The following is a 19,882-nucleotide window of genomic DNA, read 5'->3' as shown; positions in this document are numbered from 1 at the left end:
ACCACCATGCCGCTGGCTTCACTGGACCAAACATGATCAAAGGCGTCCTCCTAGGCTTCGCCAGCTTTGCGGCTTATGCGATAAGCGATGCATTCGTGAAATGCCTGCACGGGACGATCGCACCGTATGAGTCGGTGTTCTTTGGCGCTGCATTCGGTTTGCTCGCGTTGCCTTTCATCATGGCCAAGGAAGACCGCTGGCGCGATGTGGTAACGGCGCGCAAGCCCGTGCTCTGGTGGATACGCGCGCTATCGGGCGCGATTGGAAATATCGCTTCGGTCACCGCATTCACGCTGCTGCCGATGGCCGAGGTGTTCACGCTGATCTTTCTGATGCCGATCTTCGTGACACTGCTGTCCGTGCTTTTTCTGAAAGAACATGTCGGCTGGCGACGCTGGTCAGCGGTCGTTGTCGGCTTCCTCGGTGTGCTCGTAGTGTTGCGCCCGGGATTTCGGGCGCTTGGGGTAGGTCATGTCGCCGCACTGATTTGCGGTCTTGTCGCCGCGGCGTCGGTCGTTGCACTGCGCATGGCCGGTCCGCATGAAAAGCGGATCAGTCTTTATGGTGCAGGCGTGGTCGGTCCGCTGGTCGCCGGCGCGTTGATGATGATTCCCCACTTTGCGTGGCCGAATCTGCACCAGTGGGAACTGCTCGCCGGTTATGGCTTGTTGGCGGCACTCGCTGGCGTGCTGTTGATGTATGCCACGCTGATCGCTCCAGCGAACCGCGTCGCGCCCACGCAATACAGCCAGATGCTATGGGCGATCGGCTTCGGTTACTGGCTGTTCGGAGACAAACTCGACTGGCCGATGCTCATCGGCATCGTGATGATTCTGGGCGCAGGCCTGTTCACCTTGGTGCGTGAAGAAAAAGTCACGCCATGGTGGAAACGCGCGAAGATGGTCTGAGGGAGTGACCTTGCGTGCTGCGCGACGTGCTGCACGAGGAACGACTGCCTTCCCATACAGTCATAAGGATGCAGTCATAAGCAGGTTCTCAGTGAACAAGCGTACGTTCACTGCACGCACACATATGGAATCTAGCCAATAGTCTCATACATGACGACACCCTCATATAGGCCACGCGTCACCCTCCTTCCACGTCAACCACATTAACAATTTCCCGTTTTCCTCCATTTGAGCGTTTCGCCGACGCTGTCCTTCCCCTTTTTGTGACGCTTCGGCAATTGGAAAAGCTCTTGTAAACTGAAGAATGAACCTCTGGAGATGGTTATGACTGCCGATACCCCACGTGCAGCCGGACACGGTCAAAAGAAGCGCGGTGTATGGATCGCCGCGATCGTGGCCTTGGTGATTGTCGCCCTGATCTTGTTACATATCTTTACAGGACAGAAGGCGAAGCCAGGCACGCCACCCATCGTGGTGAGCAGCGCCAAGGCCACCCTGGGCAGCATGCCGGTGATCTTGAACGAGCTCGGCACCGTCACACCCGTCGCTACTGTCACCGTGCTGCCACAGTTGAGCGGCTATCTCACGGAAGTGGGTTACCAGGAAGGCCAGGACGTCCAGAAAGGTCAGTTCCTCGCGCAGATCGATCCGCGTCAATACGAGATCAACAAGCAACAAGCCGAGGCACAGCTCGCGAAAGATCAGGCCAGTCTCGATCAGGCACGCTCTGATCTCGCCCGTTTCACGCAGTTGCACGAACAGAAGTCGATTGCCGAACAAACATTCACCGATCAGAAATTCCTGGTCGCGCAGGATGCGGCATCCGTGCAGGCCGACAAAGCGGCTATCGCACAGGATGAACTCGATCTCACCTATTGCCATATCACCGCGCCGGTCGCAGGTCGCGTTGGTTTACGACTGGTCGATCCGGGCAATTACGTAACCGCGTCGAGCTCGCCCGGCATTGTGGTCATCACGACGATGAAACCGACTACTGTGCAATTCACCGTGCCGCAAAACTCGCTGGGCGATGTGCTGCAACGTTTCGGTTCCGGCTCGAAGTTGCCGGTGACGGTTTTCAATAGCGACAACAGCAAGCAGCTCGCCGCAGGCTCGCTGTATGCCATCAGCAATCAGATGGCGACAAGCACGGGCACCGTAACCCTTCGTGCGACGTTCCCGAATGACGATGAATCGCTGTATCCGAACGAATTCGTCAACGCGCGCTTGCTGGTCAACACGATGCAGAACGCCGTGCTGGTACCGACGCCTGCCGTGCAAACCGGCGCGCCAGGCGAATTCGTGTATCTGGTCAACAGCGATGACAGCGTGACTGTGCAAAAGGTGACGACCGGTCCGAGCGACGGCAAGAACACCGTGATCCTTTCGGGTATCTCCAATGGCCAGACCGTGGTGACAGACGGCATGGATCGCCTGAGCGACGGCGCGAAGATCAAGCTCGCTGGCGCGAAACCCGCAGAGTCCAGCAGCGCGCCTGCATCGGCCTCGTCCTCGGCAGCAGCGCATCAGAGTAGGAAGCATAAGAAAAGCTCCGACTCCGATTCGTCCGCTTCGTGATTAGCGGACACGCGATCCGATGAACATTTCCCGCCTGTTCGTTCTCAGGCCGGTAGCCACATCGCTGCTGATGATCGCCCTTGTGTTGGTGGGCCTCGTCGCAATGCGTTTTCTGCCGGTCTCATCACTGCCTGACGTCGACTACCCGACGATCCAGGTGCAGACCTTCTACCCTGGCGCCAGCCCTTCGGTCATGGCGACCACGGTCACCGCGCCACTGGAAGTACAGCTGGGTGAAATTCCCGGCTTGCAGCAGATGACGTCGAGCAGTTCCGCCGGCGCATCGATCATCACCCTGCAGTTCGATCTATCGTTGAATCTCGACGTTGCCGAACAGAACGTGCAGGAAGCGATCAACGCAGCCAACAGTTTGTTGCCGAGCGGCCTACCCGCGCCGCCGACCTACGCGAAGGTGAATCCGGCCGATCAACCGATCCTTACGCTGGCAGTCACCTCCAAATCGATGTCGCTGCCGCAGTTGCAGGACATTGCCAACAATCGTCTCGGCACCAAGATTTCCGAAGTATCGGGCGTGGGTCTGGTGACACCGGCAGGCGGCAACGTGCCTGCCGTGCGCGTGGAAGCGGATCCACAGAAACTGGCCGCCTACGGCCTTAATATCGACGACCTGCGTTCGCTGATCGCCAACGTGAACGTGAGTCAGCCGAAGGGCAACTTCGACGGTCCCGATCTCGATTACACGATCAACGGCAACGATCAGATCCAGGATCCGGTCGATTATTTGAATACGGTGGTCTCGTATCAGAACGGTGCACCGGTGTACCTGCGCGATGTCGCGCGTGTGACACAAGCGGCGCAGAACACCGAACAAGGCGCCTGGTACAACAAGACACCGGCCATCGTCTTGAACGTGCAGCGCCAGCCCGGCGCCAACGTGATCGCCACGGTCGATCAGATCCAGAAGGAATTGCCACAGCTGGAATCGACCCTGCCCGCGGGCATGAAGGTCGACGTGGTATCCGACAGTACCGGCGTGATCCGCTCGTCTGTGTCGGATGCTGCATTCGAGCTGGTACTCGCCGTGGTGCTCGTGGTGCTGGTGATCTTCGTATTCCTCCGCAACCTGCCGGCCACGATCATTCCCAGCATCTCGGTGCCCGTGTCGTTGATCGGCACGCTGGCGATGATGTACGAGCTCAATTACTCGATCGACAACCTGTCGCTGATGGCGCTGATCATCGCCACCGGTTTCGTCGTCGACGACTCGATCGTGATGATCGAGAACATCGTGCGTTACCTGGAAGAAGGTGAAACGCCGCTCAATGCTGCATTGATTGGAGCGGGACAGATCGGCTTCACCATTGTGTCGTTGACCGTATCGCTGATCGCGGTGTTGATCCCGCTGCTGTTCATGGGCGGCGTGATCGGCCGGCTCTTCAGCGAGTTCGCCGTCACCCTCGCCGTCACGATCGTGCTTTCAGGTGTGGTCTCGCTGACATTGGTACCGATGCTGTGTGCACGTATTTTGCGCGCCCAGAAGGAACGGCACCCCAGCCGCTTCGAGCAAATCAGCGAAAACCTCTTCAACAAGACACTCGCCGCTTACGAGCGAGGCTTGCGCTTTGTCATGAGTCATCAGCTTGCCACGCTGATCACGTTCTTCGTAACGCTAGCCATCACGGTGATCCTGTACATCGTGATACCCAAGGGTTTGTTCCCCGTCCAGGACGTGGGTGTGATCCAGGGCATTAGCATCGCCGACAACTCCGTGTCGTACACGACGATGGTCGATCGTCAGGCGCAGCTGGCCGAAGCCATCCTCAAGGACAAGGACGTTACCAATCTGACGTCCTACGTGGGCATCGACGGTACCAATACCACGTTGAACAACGGCCGCTTCCTGATCAATCTGAAGGCACGCGACGATCGCTCCGAAACGGCCGAACAGATCGCACGCCGCATTCAGGACGAAGTCGCAAACGTGCCGGGCATCAAGTTGTATTTGCAGCCCGAGCAGGATCTGACGCTCGACACGACCATCTCGCCCAACCAGTATCAGTTCGTGCTGCGCGGCCCGAGCCAGCAGGCGTTCCAGCAATACGTTCCTGCGTTGATCGACAAGATGAAGCAGATCAAGTCGATTCGCGATGTGACCAGCGACTTGAACAACGACGGCTTAAGCGTCAACGTCGAAGTGAATCGCCAGCTTGCTGCGCGCTACGGCATTACCGCAGCGACCATCGACAACGCCCTCTACGACGCATTGGGACAACGCATCGTCTCGACGATTTTCGATCAGTCGAGCCAGTACCGCGTGATTCTGGTGGCAAAGCCGGAAAAACTGCCGACACTGCAATCGTTGGGCGAGTTGTACTTGCCCAGCCAGACAAGCAGTTCCGGACAGGTGCCGCTCAATGCGATTGCGAAGATCCAGGTCACCAAGTCGCCCCTGGCGATCAGCCATCTGGCGCAGTTCCCGTCGGTCACCATCTCGTTCAACCTTGCTCAGGACGCATCGCTGAGCAAAGCAGTCGACGAGGTCAACCAGGCCGAGAAGGCCGTGCAATTGCCGTCGTCGATTACGTCATCGTTTCAGGGCGCGGCTCAAGCGTTCCAGGATTCGCTCTCCAGCGAGGTGTACTTGCTGATCGCTGCGCTGGTGGCGGTGTATATCGTGCTCGGCGTGCTGTACGAGAGCTTCATCCATCCGGTCACGATTCTCTCGACGTTGCCATCTGCCGGTATCGGTGCGTTGCTGGCGTTGATGGTCGCAGGTGCGGACCTGGACGTAATCGGCATCATCGGCATCGTCTTGTTGATCGGTATCGTGAAGAAGAACGCGATCATGATCGTGGACTTCGCGCTCGAAGCCGAACGCGATCACGGCAAGCCGCCGGAGGAAGCGATCTTCGAAGCCTCGTTGCTGCGTTTCCGCCCGATTCTGATGACAACGCTAGCCGCTATGCTCGGTGCATTGCCGATGCTGCTGGGTAGCGGCACCGGTTCGGAACTGCGCCGCCCGCTGGGTCTGGCGATCATCGGCGGTCTGATGCTGAGCCAGTTGCTGACGCTGTTCACCACGCCGGTCATCTATCTCTACTTCGATCGCCTGGCACAGCGATTCAATCGCAAGCCGTCGCAGGCAGCAGGTGAGAGCGCGCCGTGAACATTTCCGCGCTCTTCATCAACCGGCCGGTGGCGACCACCTTGTTGGCGATCGCCATTCTGCTGTCGGGCTTTCTGGCGTATTTCCATTTGCCTGTCGCGCCGCTACCGAACGTGACCTACCCCGTCATCGTGGTGCAGGCGAACATGGCGGGCGCCAGTCCGGACATCATGGCGTCCACTGTGGCCGAGCCGCTGGAAAAACGCCTTGGCGCCATTGCCGACGTCTCCGAAATGACTTCGACAAGCTATGTCGGCTCCGCGCAGATCGTGATTCAGTTCGGATTGAACCGCGACATCAATGGCGCCGCGCGCGACGTGCAGGCCGCCATTCAAGCCGCGCGCGCCGACTTGCCGACCACGCTGCGTAACAACCCAAGCTACCGCGAATACAATCCAGCGGATTCGCCGATCATGGTGCTCGCGCTGACGTCAGATACGCTTACGCGTGCGCAGCTCTACGACTCGGCCGACTCGGTCATCCAGCAGCAGTTGTCGCAGGTCGATGGTGTCGGTGAAATCACGCTGGGCGGCAGCGCATTACCGTCCGTGCGCGCGGAACTGCAGCCGGATCAGCTCAACAGCTACGGTATCGGCCTGGAAGACGTGCGCGCAGCCATCAGCGCAGCGAATGCAGATAGCGCCAAGGGTCATATCGACCAGGATGGTCAGCGTTACGAAGTCACCTCCAACGATCAGATCAACAAGGCCGCGCCTTATCGCGACCTGGTGGTGGCCTATCGCAATGGCGCTCCCGTACTGTTGCGCGATGTCGCCGACGTGGAAGACTCCGCCGAAAACATCCGCAACATGGGTTTGTATAACGGCAAGCCTGCGGTGCTGGTGATCGTCTATCCATTGCCCGGCGGCAACATCGTCAAGACAGTCGCACAAATCCGCCAAGTGTTGCCGTCTATCGAAGCAACGCTGCCCAGCAATATTCACATCGGTATTGCCGTCGATCGTTCGCAATCGGTCAACGCTGCCGTGGGCGATACCGAACGTACCCTGTTTATCGCCGTGCTGCTGGTGATCGGCGTGGTGTTCGTCTTCCTGCAATCGGGACGGGCGATTCTGATTCCCGCCGTCGCGTTGCCGCTATCGATCGTCGGCACTTTTGGCCCGATGTATCTGATGGGTTACAGCATCGACAACCTTTCGCTGATGGCGTTGACCATCGGCACGGGGTTCGTCGTGGACGATGCGGTGGTCGTGCTGGAAAACATCGTGCGCCATGTCGAGGCCGGCATGGATGTGCGCGAAGCGGCGCTGCGCGGCAGCGGCGAGGTTTGCTTCACCGTGATCTCGATGAGCCTGTCGCTGATCGCGGTATTCCTGCCGATTCTCCTGATGCCCGGCATCATCGGCCTGCTCTTTCACGAATTTGCCGTCACGCTTTCCATTGCCATCCTGTTCTCGCTGATCATCTCGCTTACCGTCACGCCGACGATGGCGGCCTACGTTCTGCGTCCCGGTGCGGGCATGCATTCCAAGGCGCGCTGGGCAGTCTGGTACGAGAAGCAGTTCGATCGCTTCAAGAATGCGTATTCGCGCTCGCTGACGAAAGTGCTCGATCACGCGCTGCTGGTCGGCCTGATGTTGATTGGCCTGATCGTGCTGAATGTTTTCCTGATCAAACTAGTGCCGTCGACCTTCTTCCCGGAACAGGACAACGGCATCCTGATGGGTCAGATCATTGCGGACCAGAGCATCTCGTTCCAGGCGATGGAAAAGAAGCTCGCACAACTGCAATCGATCGTGCAGAAAGATCCCGCTGTCGAATCCGTCGCGGGCTTCACGGGTGGTCGCGCACTGAATACCGCCAACGTGTTTATCGAGTTGAAACCGTTGGCGCAACGCAAGCTTTCCGCCTCTCAAGTGGTGGATCGCCTGCGGCCCAAATTGAACGCGGTGTCGGGTGCAAAGCTGTTCTTGCAGGCTGCGCAGGATCTGCACATCGGCGGCCGCAGTTCTGCGGCGGAATATCAGTACACCCTGACCAGCGACGATCCTCAAGCGCTGTACACATGGGTGCCTAAACTGGTGACGGCGTTAGCCAAGTACCGTGCTCAATTGACGGACGTTAACTCGGACTTGCAGCAGAACGGCCTGCAGACTTACGTAACAATGGATCGCGCAACCTCTGCGCGCTACGGTTTCGCCCCCAATCAGCTCGACAGCGTGCTGTACGACGCGTTCGGTCAGCGCACGGTATCCACCGTGTACAACCAGCTCAACCAGTACTTTGTCGTGATGGAAGTGGCGCCGAAGTATTGGCAATACCCGCAGATGCTCCAGCGCATCCGCTTCAGCACCGCGGCCGGTAACGCGAGCGGAACACAACAAACGCAGATGCCGGGGGGAACGGTGTCTGGCGTTACCGCGCATGCTGCAGTGACAGCTACATCCACGTCTTCATCCGGCACCAATTCACTGAACTCGAACGCCGAAGCCAATCAGCTGACGAACTCCATCTCCAACTCGAAGGGTGGCAGTTCCAGCGGTAGTGCGGACAGTACGTCGTCGGAAACCATGGTGCCGTTCCCCGCATTGGCCATGTATACCAACAATCACACGGCTACTCAGGTTAGCCATCAAGACGGTTTGGTCGCCGCAACCATCTCGTTCAACCTGCCGCCCGGCGGCTCCTTGAGCAACGCGTTGAATGCGATCGGCCAGGCGTCGCAGGAATTGGGCATGCCGGCATCCATTCACGGCGGCACCGCCGGCGCGGCGCAAGTCTATTCGCAATCGATGTCGACGATGCCGCTGTTGATTCTGGCAGCGCTCGCCGCGGTCTATATCGTGCTTGGCGTTCTTTATGAGAACACGGTGCATCCCATCACCATTCTCTCCACCCTGCCCTCCGCCGGCATCGGCGCGACGCTCGCGTTGCTGATCTTCGGTACGCCGTTCTCGGTGATCGCGATGATCGGTATCATCCTTTTGATCGGTATCGTGAAGAAGAACGCGATCATGATGATCGACGTCGCCATCCATCTACAGCGCGACGATGGTTACGATGCACAGAAAGCGATTCATGACGCGGCAGTGGTTCGTCTTCGCCCGATCATGATGACGACCGCTGCGGCCGTGCTCGGTGCGGTGCCGCTGGCGGTAGGCATCGGCCAGGGTGCATCGTTGCGCCAACCGCTCGGCATCACCGTGATGGGCGGTTTGATTCTCAGCCAGGTCTTTACCCTGTACACCACGCCGGTGATTTACCTCTACCTCGACCGTCTGCGCGCACGACTGGCCAGCTGGTCGGCCACGTTGCCGTGGAACAGATCGGACGCAAGCGCATGAACATGAAAATTTCTCGTACAGCCCTGGCCGCCTCGCTGGCGATGTTGCTCGGTGGTTGCATGGTCGGCCCCGATTATCATCGTCCTGATGCACCGGCGGCGCCGCAGTACAAGCCGCTGCCAGGGTGGACGCAAGCCACGCCAGAAGCCGAAGCACCGAAGGGCGACTGGTGGAGCGACTTCAACGATCCGCTGCTCAATCAACTGGAACCGATGGTGTCGGTCTCCAACCAGAACGTGCGCGAGGCGTACTACAACTATCAGGAAGCGCTGGCCGAAGTGCAGGTGGCGCGCGCCGGTTTGTTTCCCACGATTGGCATTACCGGTTCGGCAACCAAACAGCGCACCGCAAAGAGCGACTTGAGTACCGGCAGTGCCACTGGCAGCGGGAGCACGTTCAAACCGATAAGCACTTCCGGCTCGCTGGAAGGTAACATCAGCTGGGCGCCTGATATCTGGGGCAAGGTGCGCCGTCAGGTCGAGGAAAACAAGGCGACTGCGCAAGCAAGCGAAGCCACTCTCGCCAACGCAACGCTCTCCGAACAGACCGCCCTGGCTACCGCAGTGATCGAACTGCGTGTCGTCGATGCCAACACCGATCTGCTGCAGAAAACGGTCGACGAGTACAAGGAATTTCTGCGCGTCGTGCAAAACCAGGGCAACGCTGGCACTACACCGCCGTCTGATGTGATTTCGGCACGCACACAGCTGGAAAGCGCCCAGTCGAGTCTGATCGCACTGGGTGTGTCGCGCGCCCAATATGTCCACGCGATTGCCGTGCTGGTCGGCAAGAATCCGGAAGATCTCGATATTCCACACAGCGCGGCGCTGCCGATGCTGCCCACCGTTCCCGTCGGCATGCCGTCCACGTTGCTACAACGCCGGCCGGATATCGCCGTCGCCGAACGGCAGATGGCAGCGCAGAACGCGGCAGTAGGCGTTGCAGTAGCGGCGTATTACCCGAGTTTCACGCTGAACGCCGCAGATGGTTTCTCGCAGTCGCCATTGGCCGGCTTGCTGCACGTAGCCAATCACGTCTGGTCGCTGGGCGCCGACGTCGACGAAACGGTTTTCGACTTCGGCTTGCGTCACGGCGAGGTCGCCGCAGCGAAAGCAACCTATGAGTCCTCCGTCGCCAATTATCGTCAGACAGTGCTCGGCGCGTTCCAGAATGCCGAAGATGATCTCGCTGGCATAACCATTCTTGCGCAGCAAGCGCAGGTGCAGGATCAGGTGGTGCAAAACGCCACCGAAGGCGCGCGCATCGCCGTGAACGAATATCAGGCGGGTACCGTCGACTACACCACCGCGGCCACGGCGGAAGCGACCAAACTGAGCGCGCAGGAAACGGCGCTGAGCGTGCAGCAAACGCGCCTGCTCGATACGGTATCGTTGATCGGCGACCTCGGCGGTGGCTGGTCGGCGGATCAGCTAAGCGATACAAAGAAGTCGTCCGACTCCCGCTAAGAACAACACGCGATATCTCATGCCAACAGAACAGTCTGCCCCCGGCTTCGAACTCTCGCCCATCGTCGCAGGACTGTGGCGCATCGTGGAGTGGAATTTGAGTGTCGCCGAGCGTGTGCGCTGGATCGAACAGGCGCTCGAGTTGGGCATTACGTCCTTCGATCACGCGGATATCTACGGCAGCTATCGCGCGGAGTCGCTGTTCGGCGAAGCGCTGAAAGCATCGCCAAACTTGCGCCAGCGTATGCAATTGGTCACAAAGTGCGGCATTCGTTTGCGTGCCGCAGAACGCGACTATCGCGTGAACTATTACGACACAAGCGCGGCGTACGTTCGCGCGCAAGTCGAGCAATCGCTTCGCAACTTGCACACAGAACAGCTGGATCTGGTGCTGATTCATCGCCCTGATTACTTGATGGACGCTGCTGAGCTGGCTGACACGTTCAAAGCGCTGACACGTGAAGGAAAGGTCGCGCACTGGGGTGTATCGAATCACACCACGCACCAGTTCGCGCTGTTGCATCAGCATCATCCGTTGGTGACCAATCAAATCGAGCTTTCACCATTGCAGATGAGTGCACTGGACGACGGCACGCTGGATCAGCAACAACAACTTGGCTTGCGTCCGATGATCTGGTCGCCCCTGGCAGGCGGCCGACTCTTCAACGAGGCGGGCGAGCAAGCTGACCGCGTGCGCAGTGAGATGTCCGCTATTGCAGCGCGCCACAACGTGAACCTCACCACGCTCGCCTTCGCATGGATACTCCGTCACCCTTCCCGGCCACATCCCATCACGGGTACGGGCCGAATGGATGGTCTGCGCGAAGCCGTTGCCGCGCAAACAGTCGAGCTGGATGCTCAAGACTGGTATGCGATTTGGGTTGCCAGCAAAGGACACGGCGTCCCCTAAGCGCACGACTAGCCGTTGCTGACGCCGTGAGGCACATGTCCTGTCGCAACATGCTTGCGCGCGGACTCGACATTTGACGGCGAATCATCGAAAAAAATGTCGGCGCCGAAGGCATCAAGAAACGGGCCTTTATCGCGGCCGCCGAGGAAAAGCGCCTCATCGATACGCACGCCCCAACGGCGCAACGTGAGAATGACGCGCTTGTGCGCTGGCGCGGAACGCGCGGTGACAAGCGCGGTGCGGATGGGCGAATTTTCCGCTGGAAATGCCGCTTGCAGCCGATGCACGGCCGTCAGAAAACCACGGAAAGGGCCGACCGAAAGTGGTTCATCGGCCAATTTCGTCTCGCTTCGGTGGAACGCTTCGAGGCCTTCCTCGCGCGACACGCGTTCACCTTCATCGCCAAAGATGACGGCATCGCCGTCGAAGGCGATGCGCAGCTGTTCGCTCGCACGCGGCGGAGCCGTCGAGGGCAGAATGGTGGCCGCCGCTACGCCCGCTAGCAATGCACGCCCGACATCTTCCGCGTTGGCGGATAAGAACAGATCGGCTTTGAATGGCGCGATGTAATCGGATGTCGGCGCACCGCTGGTGAAAGCCGCGCGACTGATTTCCAGCCCGTAATGCTGGATGGCATTGAAGATGCGCAATCCCGTATCGCCGGAATTGCGCGAGAGCAAAATGACCTCGACCGGCGGCACATCGCCGGCAAGCCGGTTCAAACCAAGCAGCTTTTGCACCAACGGAAACGCCACACCAGGTTTCAGAATCTCGTTCTCGTGCTCGATCTGAAAGGCGCGATAGGCATCCAGTCCATTGCGCTCGAACAAGTCGTGACTATCGCCGAGATCGAACAACGCACGCGACGAAATGGCAACCACCAACCGATTGTCGGTTGCGGCCTTGGGATCGTGGGCTGTTTTACCTTCGCGAGTCATGGGCAGAGATGCAGGGGCGCCGTGTTCAATCTAGCAAAAGTCGAGACTTCCGCGCCGTATTCAATCGGGCGCGAACTGCTCGTCCAGGATACGCTGTTCGAGATTGTGCTCCGGATCGAACAGCAATCGCACGCCCTCTTCCCGTGACTGGCGGATTTCGACATTGCGCACGTTGCGCACTTCGAGAAAGTCGGCGGTTGCGCTAACCGGACGTTTGCCGGGATCGAGCACGCGCAGGCTGACTAATGTGCGATGCGGCAGAATCGCGCCGCGCCAGCGCCGCGGTCGGAATGGACTGATTGGCGTCAACGCGAGCACATTGGCGTCCAATGGCAGAATCGGACCATGTGCGGAAAGGTTGTACGCCGTGGAACCCGCTGGCGTCGAAACGAGGATGCCGTCGCAAATCAGCGTGGTGAGTTTCACGATATCGTTGAGTTTCACCTCGACGTGCGCCGCCTGATTGGTCTGTCGCAGCAACGACACTTCGTTGAATGCCAACGCACGACGCGTCTGACCATCTGCGTCCGTGGCGATCATCTCCAGCGGGAACAACTGCGCTGTATGCGAGCGTTCGATGCGCTCGGGCAATTCGTCGAGACGATATTTGTTCATCAGAAAGCCGACGCGGCCGAGCTTCATGCCGTAGACAGGCACGGGTATCGCGCGATGAGCGTGCAGCGTGCGCAGCATGAACCCATCGCCGCCCAGTGCAACGATCACTTCGGCTTCGGCCGCGGGCACATCGCCATAGAGTTCGACAAGCTTGCGACGTGCCTGTTGGGCAACGTTGGTCTCGCTGGCGACGAAAGCAAGGCGCATAAGATCCGTCTTCGGTGAGTGACGTGCCCTTGAGCTTACGACACGACGAGGGGCAAGGCCATTAAGCACGGCTCTTTGCGTTCGCCTCCTCTCCCCTTTGGGGAGAGGATTGAGGTGAGGGGCCAATCTTGCGTTTGCATTTCATCGAAGTTTGCTTCGAACAAGTCGTAACGCAAGATTGACCCCTCACCCTACTCTCTCCCCGAAGGGGAGAGGGCAAAGCGGTGTCAGGCCACCGGCACCTGCGCCAGCTGTGCCAGACGACGCACCGCTACCGAGGCGATCGGGTAGTCAGCGTTCTGGGTCAGGATTTCCGCCAGCATGCTGCGGGTGTACTTGAGCGTAGGATCATCGCGATCGAGCCACGCCTGCACGGGCGACTTGTCCTTGCTCTTGCCGGTCAACGCAAGCACCTGCGTGGCGAGTGCACGGTGCTGGTGATTGAGTTCATCCAGCAACGAACCGCGCGCCTGCGCATGCCAGTGACCATCCACCGGCAGCGCTTCGATCTGACCGCGTAGCCATTCCAGATCCAGTGCGTGACCGAGTTCGTAGAACACGTTCGCCACCTTGGCGATGGGCTCGCCGGTTTGCTGCGCCACTTCGACCATATCGAGCATCGCGCGCAGTTCCGGCAACTTGGCCAGCGGCAATGCAAGATCGGCAGGCAGGCCAAGGCCTTCCCACTTTTCCTGACTGGTGCCGAAGTCGGCCTTGCCGGCCGGCGTAAGCGCTTCGGGCAACGTGGCAGCAAGTTCGGCCACGGCGGATTGATAACGCTCCACATTGGCTGCGATTTCCAGCGTGCCACCCGGACGGCTCAGCAACCAGCGCGTGATATGACGCAGCAGCGACCATATCTGCAGGATCGCATCGACCTGCGTGCCTTCCGCAACCTTGCTGTCCTGCGCTTCGATCTGTGCCCACAGGTCGCGTGCACCGAGGATTTCGCGCGCAGCGGTATACGCCTTGGCGATGGCTGCCGGGCCGTGCCCCGTATCCTCCTGCATGCGCATCATGAAGGTGGCGCCCATGCGGTTGATGGTGGAGTTGGTGACGGCCGTGGCGATGATTTCGCGCTTCAGGCGGTGACGCTGCATGTGCGCGGCGTACTTGTCGTGCAACGGTGCCGGGAAATAACGCACCAGTTCCTTCGACAGATAGGGATCTTCCGGCACATCCGAATCGAGCAACTGCTGATACAGGCGGATCTTGTCGTACGACAACAGCACCGACAGTTCCGGACGTGTCATGCCAAGGCCGCTCTTCTTGCGATCGGCCAGTTCGGTTTCGCTCGGCAGATTTTCCACCACGCGATCGAGCAGGCCTTCGCCTTCCAGTGTGCGGATGAAGTGCGCCATCGAGCCGATGCGGTGCGCAGACTGATGTTCCATCAGCGTGATCGCCTGGTTCTGGCGATAGTTATCCCACAGCACCAGCTGACCGACTTCGTCGGTCATCGACGCGAGCTGTTGATTGCGCCCGTCGACCGATATCTCGTTACGCTGCACGGCATCATCGAGCAGGATCTTGATGTTCACCTCATGATCGGAGGTGTCTACGCCCGCGGAGTTATCGATGAAGTCCGTGTTGAGCAGCACGCCGTGCTGCGCCGCCTCGATACGACCCTTCTGCGTGAAGCCCAGATTGCCGCCCTCGCCCACGACCTTGCTACGCAGTTCCGCACCATTGATACGCAGCGCGTTGTTGGCGCGATCGCCCACATCCGCATGCGTTTCGCTGGAGGCCTTCACATAGGTGCCGATACCGCCGTTCCACAGCAGATCGACCGGCGCCTTGAGGATCGCGTTGAGCAAATCCGTCGGCGACAGATGCTGCACATCCGACTTCAGGCCGAGCACCGCGCGCACTTCCGGTGAAATCGGAATCGACTTCACACTGCGCGGCCACACGCCGCCGCCAGCGGAGATGAGCGACTTGTCGTAGTCCTCCCAGCTGGAGCGCGGCAGCTTGAACATGCGTTCGCGCTCGATGAAGGAACGTTCCGTATCCGGATTCGGGTCGAGGAAGACGTGACGATGGTCGAACGCGGCAAACAGGCGAATGTGACGCGACAACAACATGCCGTTGCCGAACACGTCGCCGGACATATCGCCGATACCTACGCAGGTGAAATCTTCGGTCTGCGTGTCGCGCCCCAAGGCACGGAAGTGGCGCTTCACCGATTCCCATGCACCCTTGGCGGTGATGCCCATGCCCTTGTGGTCGTAACCATTCGAACCACCGGAAGCAAACGCATCGCCCAACCAGAAACCGTGTTCAATCGAGATGGCGTTGGCGATATCGGAGAACGTCGCGGTGCCCTTGTCGGCAGCAACCACCAGGTACGGATCGTCGTCGTCATGACGTACGACATCGTGCGGCGGCACGACTTTGCCTTCGACGAGATTGTCAGTGATGTCGAGCAGGCCGCTGATGAACAAGCGGTAGCAAGCGATACCTTCCGCCAGTTGCGCATCGCGATCGCCACCGATCGGCGGATGCTTCACGAAGAAGCCACCCTTCGAACCAACCGGCACGATCACCGTGTTCTTCACCATCTGCGCCTTGACCAGGCCCAGCACTTCGGTGCGGAAGTCTTCGCGGCGATCCGACCAGCGCAAACCGCCGCGGGCGACCGGCCCGAAGCGCAGATGGATACCTTCCACGCGCGGTGCGTACACGAAGATTTCGCGGTACGGCACCGGCTTGGGTGCGTCCGGCACCTGCTTGGAATCGAACTTGAAGCTGATGTAGTGACGTGGCTTGCCATCCCACAGCTGGAAGTAGCTGGTGCGCAGCGTGGCGCGAATGGTGTTCATGAAGCTCAGCAGGATGCGTTCGTCGTCGAGGCTGGCGACGTCGTCGAGCAGCGTCTTGAGCGCTTCCCACAGCACGTGGATCTGCTGCTCACGCGGCTGCGCAAGCACGGCCACCATGCCGTCGATCAATTCGGGCTTCGCTTTCTGCGTATCCGCCGAAATCAGCGCCTGCATTTCACGACGAAGATCGGCTTGCGCCTTTTCCAGTTCCGACGCACCGAGTTGTTCGCGGCGCGGATCGAACTTGGCGTTGAACAGCTCGATCAGCAATCCGGCGAGCGCGGGATAACGATTGAGCGTTTCCTCCATGTAGCTCTGGGAGAACGCGATACCCATCTGCTGCAAATACTTGCAGTAGCCGCGCAGTACTGCCACCTGGCGCCAATCGGCACAGGCGGTCAACACCAGGTTGTTGAAGCCGTCGCTTTCCGCATCGCCGCGCCACAACGCTTCGAAACTGCGTTCGAAACGTTCGCGCAGATGCGGCAATTCAAACACCAGCGGCGCTTTCGTCTTGAGCTCGAAGTCGTGAATGGTGAGCAGACGGCCGTCGCTTTCGAGCGTGTAGACATGCTCGGCGAGCATGCGGACGCCCATGTTCTCCAGCATCGGCAGCGCTTCGGAGAGCGAGATCGGCGCGCCTACGTGGATGACTTTGAAGCGGAGGCTGTTGTCGCGCGGATCGTTGTACAGATTCAGGTGAATCGAATCGTCGCTCTTCAAACCTGACAGCGCCATCACATCATGCGCGGCCACTTCCGGCGAGACGTCTTCGATGTAACCCGCCGGCAGCATCTTGCCGAAACGATTGAACAGTGCGACGCCATGGGCAACGCCCGCATGACCCACCAGGCTTTCGCGCAGACCATCCTGCCAGTTGCGCACGATGTGTAGCAGCTTGGTTTCCAGATCCTGCACGTTGTACACGGGGTGATCACCCGGACGCGGGCGAACCGTGACATGCAGGCGCGCCAGCGCAGCTTCGCCCATCAACACATTGGAATCGACGCTTTCGCCATGGAAAGCATCGCGCAACATCTCTTCGGTGCGCTCGCGTACCGTGGTATTGAAACGATCACGCGGCACAAACACCAGACAGGTGAAGAAACGGCCATACCGGTCGCGGCGCACGAACAGACGTGCGCGTGCACGCTGCTGCAACTCAAGAATGCCGGTGGCGGTGGAGAACAGCTCTTCTTCGCCGCTCTGGAACAACTCTTCCTGCGGCAACGTTTCGAGAATGTGGCGCAACGATTTGCCGGAATGCGAATCGCGCTTCAGACCCGAACGCGCCAGCACCGCCTCCACGCGCTGGCGAACCAGCGGAACGTCCTGCGGGCGCGTCATGTAGGCATTGGAGGTGAACAGGCCGAGGAAACGCTGTTCGGAAATCGGCCGGCCTTTTTCGTCAAACCTCAGAACGCCGACGTAATCCATGTTGCCTGCGCGATGCACATGCGAACGCGCATTGGTCTTCGTGAGAATGATGGCGTCGGTGGAACCAGACTGCGGCAGTTCGCTGGCCGCCAGTGTGCGCAGAGAGCGCGGCGCCACCGAGCGCTCGCTCTTGTGCAGAATGCCCAGACCCGAACCTTCCATCGAACGGAGCACTTCATCACCATCGGCCTGCGTCACTTCGTATTCGCGGTAACCGAGGAACGTAAAGTTGTCATTGGCAAGCCAACGCAGGAATTCGCTGGCTTCCTGCACCGCTGCCGCATCGAGCGGCAGCTTGCGGTTGGGCAGATCGTTGGCGATGGACAGCGCCTTGTCGCGCATCGCGCTCCAGTCGCGTACCGCGGCGCGCACGTCTTCCAGCGCGGCTTCGATTTGGGACTTGAGCTTTTCCTGCGTAGCCGCGTCGGCATCGACGTTATCCAGTTCGAGATGCATGACCGACTCGGACTGACCGTGCTCATCGCCAATGCGCTGCAACTGGCCGCTGGCGTCGCGGAACACCTTTACAACCGGGTGGATCACCGCGTGAATTGGTGAATGCGTCGCAATCACCATGCTGACCGTGTCCACCAGGAACGGCATATCATCGGTGACAATCTCGATCGCGCTGCGCGCAGCGTTGCCGGCGCCGGTCACACGCACCGATGCGCGGCCGGGTTGGCGCTGCTGCATGAAATCGATGAGACCTGCCACGACAGCCGCCCATTCGGCGGGTGTGTGCAGCTCGACATCGCTACTGGCGATGCGCGCGAAAAATGCGCTGATAAAAATTTGCGCCTCATCCAGGCGCTTCGTCGGAAAACCGCTTTTTTTCAACTCTTCGAGCACGACAGTTGCAAGGGGAATGTCGTTGGCCGCACGGATCGCATTCATGGCTTCTACTTAGAAGTGGAGACAAGTGGGAATGGAGCGGAAAGCCTTAAAAGGATACGCTTGGCATCGCATTGAATCCATCGGCAGCGCAGCAACCAAGCACATTCGCTAGCGTTCGGATCAGCCTACAGTCAGCACGTTTCAGTACGTGTTCGTTGAGCAACGAAAAGTGCGGGTATGCGATGTATGTATCGCATTGTGGTTTCGACGCGCGGGGAGCGCATCGGCGACCGGTGACAGCCGTTCTGCTACCCCCTGTCTGGTGTCAGTTCAAAAAAGGCTGGATTCGCCGTCCCGATAAATTGTAAACTGATCGGTATAGTCTACCGCCCCCGGCCGTTGGGGACGAACGACACGGGACAAAACGGCTTTTATCCGATAAACGTAAAATCTTCCGGCACCGAAACCGCTGGGACGCTAGACCGCCGTAGCCCCACCCCCTACCCGATCACGCAAGTCATGGAGTTCTCATGAAGTCGACGTTAATGCGCACGCCGGTGTTGTGCCTCAGCCTGACGGTGCTAGCCGCCTGCGGCAGCGGCAAGCAGCAACCACCCACGCCACCCACTCCCACGGTAGGTGTGGTCACGGTGCAACCGCAGAGCGTCCCGCTCACCAAGGATCTCGTCGGACGCCTGTCGGCCTATCGCAGTGCGGACGTACGTGCCCGCGTCTCGGGCCTGCTGCTCAAGCGCGTCTATACGGAAGGTGCCGAGGTCAAGGCGGGCCAGCTGATGTTCCAGATCGATCCGGCGCCCTACAAGGCAGCGCTGGATGCCGCTTTGGCGACACTGGCATCGGCACAGGCTACTTACACGAACGCCCACATCGTGGCCGAACGCGACCGTGCGTTGGTGCCGAAGGGTTACATCTCGAAGGCGCAGATGGACTCGGACGAAGCGAACGAGCGTAGCTCGGCCGCCGCCGTGAAGCAGGCCCAGGCCAACGTGCAGACGGCACGCGTCAACCTCAGCTACACCGATATCACCTCGCCGATCGCCGGCCACTCCGGCGAACAGCAGGTCACGGAAGGTGCGATCGTGGGTGCCGGCACCACCGACAGTGGTTCCAGCTCCACGCTGCTGACCACGGTCAATCAGCTTGACCCGATGTACGTCAACTTCACCGTCAGCGCGGCCGACATGGATGCGCTCACGCACGCACAGACCACCGGCTCGGTGAACCTGTCCGAGCAGGACAAGACCACCGTGCAGGTCAAAATGCCTGGCGGCTCCCCTTACGATCACGTCGGCACGTTGGATTTCTCCGACACCTCGGTGAACCCGACCACGAACGCGATCAATCTGCGCGCCCTGCTGCCGAACCCGCAGCGCCGCTTGCTCCCCGGCCAGTACGTGACGCTGACGATCGACATGGGCCGCCAAAACAACGTGTTCCTGGTGCCGCAGGCTGCGGTGCAACGCGATGTCGGCGGCGCATTCGTGCTGACCGTCGGTGCGGACGGCAAGGTGGCCCAGAAGCGCGTGACGGCCGACACCATGAGCGGCCTCAGCTGGGTTGTCCCCACCGGCCTCGCCCCTGGCGACCAGGTGATCGTCTCCGGCATTCCGGCCGTCAAGCCGGGTGGCCCGGCCAAGGCCCAACCGTGGCAGCCTGATCAATCGCAGGCACAGCAGCCCGGTCAGGCCCCCGCCGCCGGCAAGCAGTAAGGAGA

10 protein-coding genes are annotated in these 19,882 nt (G+C 59.8%); 7 read left to right on the top strand and 3 right to left on the bottom strand.

The window, feature by feature from the left end:
* The first annotated feature begins 32 nt into the window (after nucleotides 1-32).
* The 6 genes from EKH79_RS01535 (at nucleotide 33) to EKH79_RS01510 (ending at nucleotide 11,294) form a co-directional block, all read left to right on the top strand.
* Nucleotides 33-908, top strand: a complete 876-nt coding sequence (locus EKH79_RS01535; protein WP_126672036.1) for a DMT family transporter — start codon at nucleotides 33-35, stop codon at nucleotides 906-908.
* Between the two features lie 324 nt (nucleotides 909-1,232).
* The gene (locus EKH79_RS01530) at nucleotides 1,233-2,486 is read left to right on the top strand and encodes an efflux RND transporter periplasmic adaptor subunit (protein WP_126672035.1); all 1,254 of its coding nucleotides are present in this window, start codon (nucleotides 1,233-1,235) and stop codon (nucleotides 2,484-2,486) included.
* A gap of 19 nt (nucleotides 2,487-2,505) precedes the next feature.
* Nucleotides 2,506-5,613, top strand: a complete 3,108-nt coding sequence (locus tag EKH79_RS01525; protein ID WP_126672034.1) for an efflux RND transporter permease subunit — start codon at nucleotides 2,506-2,508, stop codon at nucleotides 5,611-5,613.
* Nucleotides 5,610-8,918, top strand: a complete 3,309-nt coding sequence (locus tag EKH79_RS01520; RefSeq protein WP_126672033.1) for an efflux RND transporter permease subunit — start codon at nucleotides 5,610-5,612, stop codon at nucleotides 8,916-8,918. Before EKH79_RS01525 ends, EKH79_RS01520 begins: the two co-directional genes overlap by 4 nt.
* Before the next feature lie 2 nt (nucleotides 8,919-8,920).
* On the top strand, nucleotides 8,921-10,384 hold the full coding sequence (locus EKH79_RS01515; RefSeq protein WP_126672032.1) for an efflux transporter outer membrane subunit: 1,464 nt from the start codon (nucleotides 8,921-8,923) through the stop codon (nucleotides 10,382-10,384).
* Between the two features lie 19 nt (nucleotides 10,385-10,403).
* A complete protein-coding gene (locus tag EKH79_RS01510) occupies nucleotides 10,404-11,294 on the top strand; it encodes an aldo/keto reductase (protein ID WP_126672031.1) in 891 nt (296 codons plus the stop codon).
* A gap of 8 nt (nucleotides 11,295-11,302) precedes the next feature.
* On the opposite strand, the gene EKH79_RS01505 is transcribed toward EKH79_RS01510, so the two are convergent.
* The 3 genes from EKH79_RS01505 to EKH79_RS01495 form a co-directional block, all read right to left on the bottom strand.
* Complete coding sequence (locus EKH79_RS01505; protein WP_126672030.1) at nucleotides 11,303-12,232, bottom strand: 5'-nucleotidase; 930 nt, start codon at nucleotides 12,230-12,232, stop codon at nucleotides 11,303-11,305.
* Nucleotides 12,233-12,292: 60 nt separating this feature from the next.
* Nucleotides 12,293-13,054: an NAD kinase gene (locus EKH79_RS01500; RefSeq protein WP_126672029.1), complete on the bottom strand. Its 762-nt coding sequence runs from the start codon at nucleotides 13,052-13,054 to the stop codon at nucleotides 12,293-12,295.
* Nucleotides 13,055-13,281: 227 nt separating this feature from the next.
* Nucleotides 13,282-18,207 carry an NAD-glutamate dehydrogenase gene (locus EKH79_RS01495; protein WP_126672028.1) on the bottom strand — a complete coding sequence of 1,642 codons (4,926 nt, stop codon included), beginning with the start codon at nucleotides 18,205-18,207 and terminating at the stop codon, nucleotides 13,282-13,284.
* A 470-nt stretch (nucleotides 18,208-18,677) separates the two neighbouring features.
* Here EKH79_RS01495 and EKH79_RS01490 point away from each other — a divergent pair, with 470 nt between their 5' ends.
* Nucleotides 18,678-19,877 (top strand): efflux RND transporter periplasmic adaptor subunit, encoded by a 1,200-nt coding sequence (locus EKH79_RS01490; RefSeq protein ID WP_126672027.1) that lies wholly within the window; start codon nucleotides 18,678-18,680, stop codon nucleotides 19,875-19,877.
* The last annotated feature ends 5 nt before the right edge of the window (nucleotides 19,878-19,882 follow it).

This window comes from Dyella dinghuensis (genome assembly GCF_003977615.1).
GTDB classification, from domain to species: Bacteria; Pseudomonadota; Gammaproteobacteria; order Xanthomonadales; family Rhodanobacteraceae; genus Dyella_B; species Dyella_B dinghuensis.
This window is presented reverse-complemented; position numbering and strand designations above follow the sequence as displayed.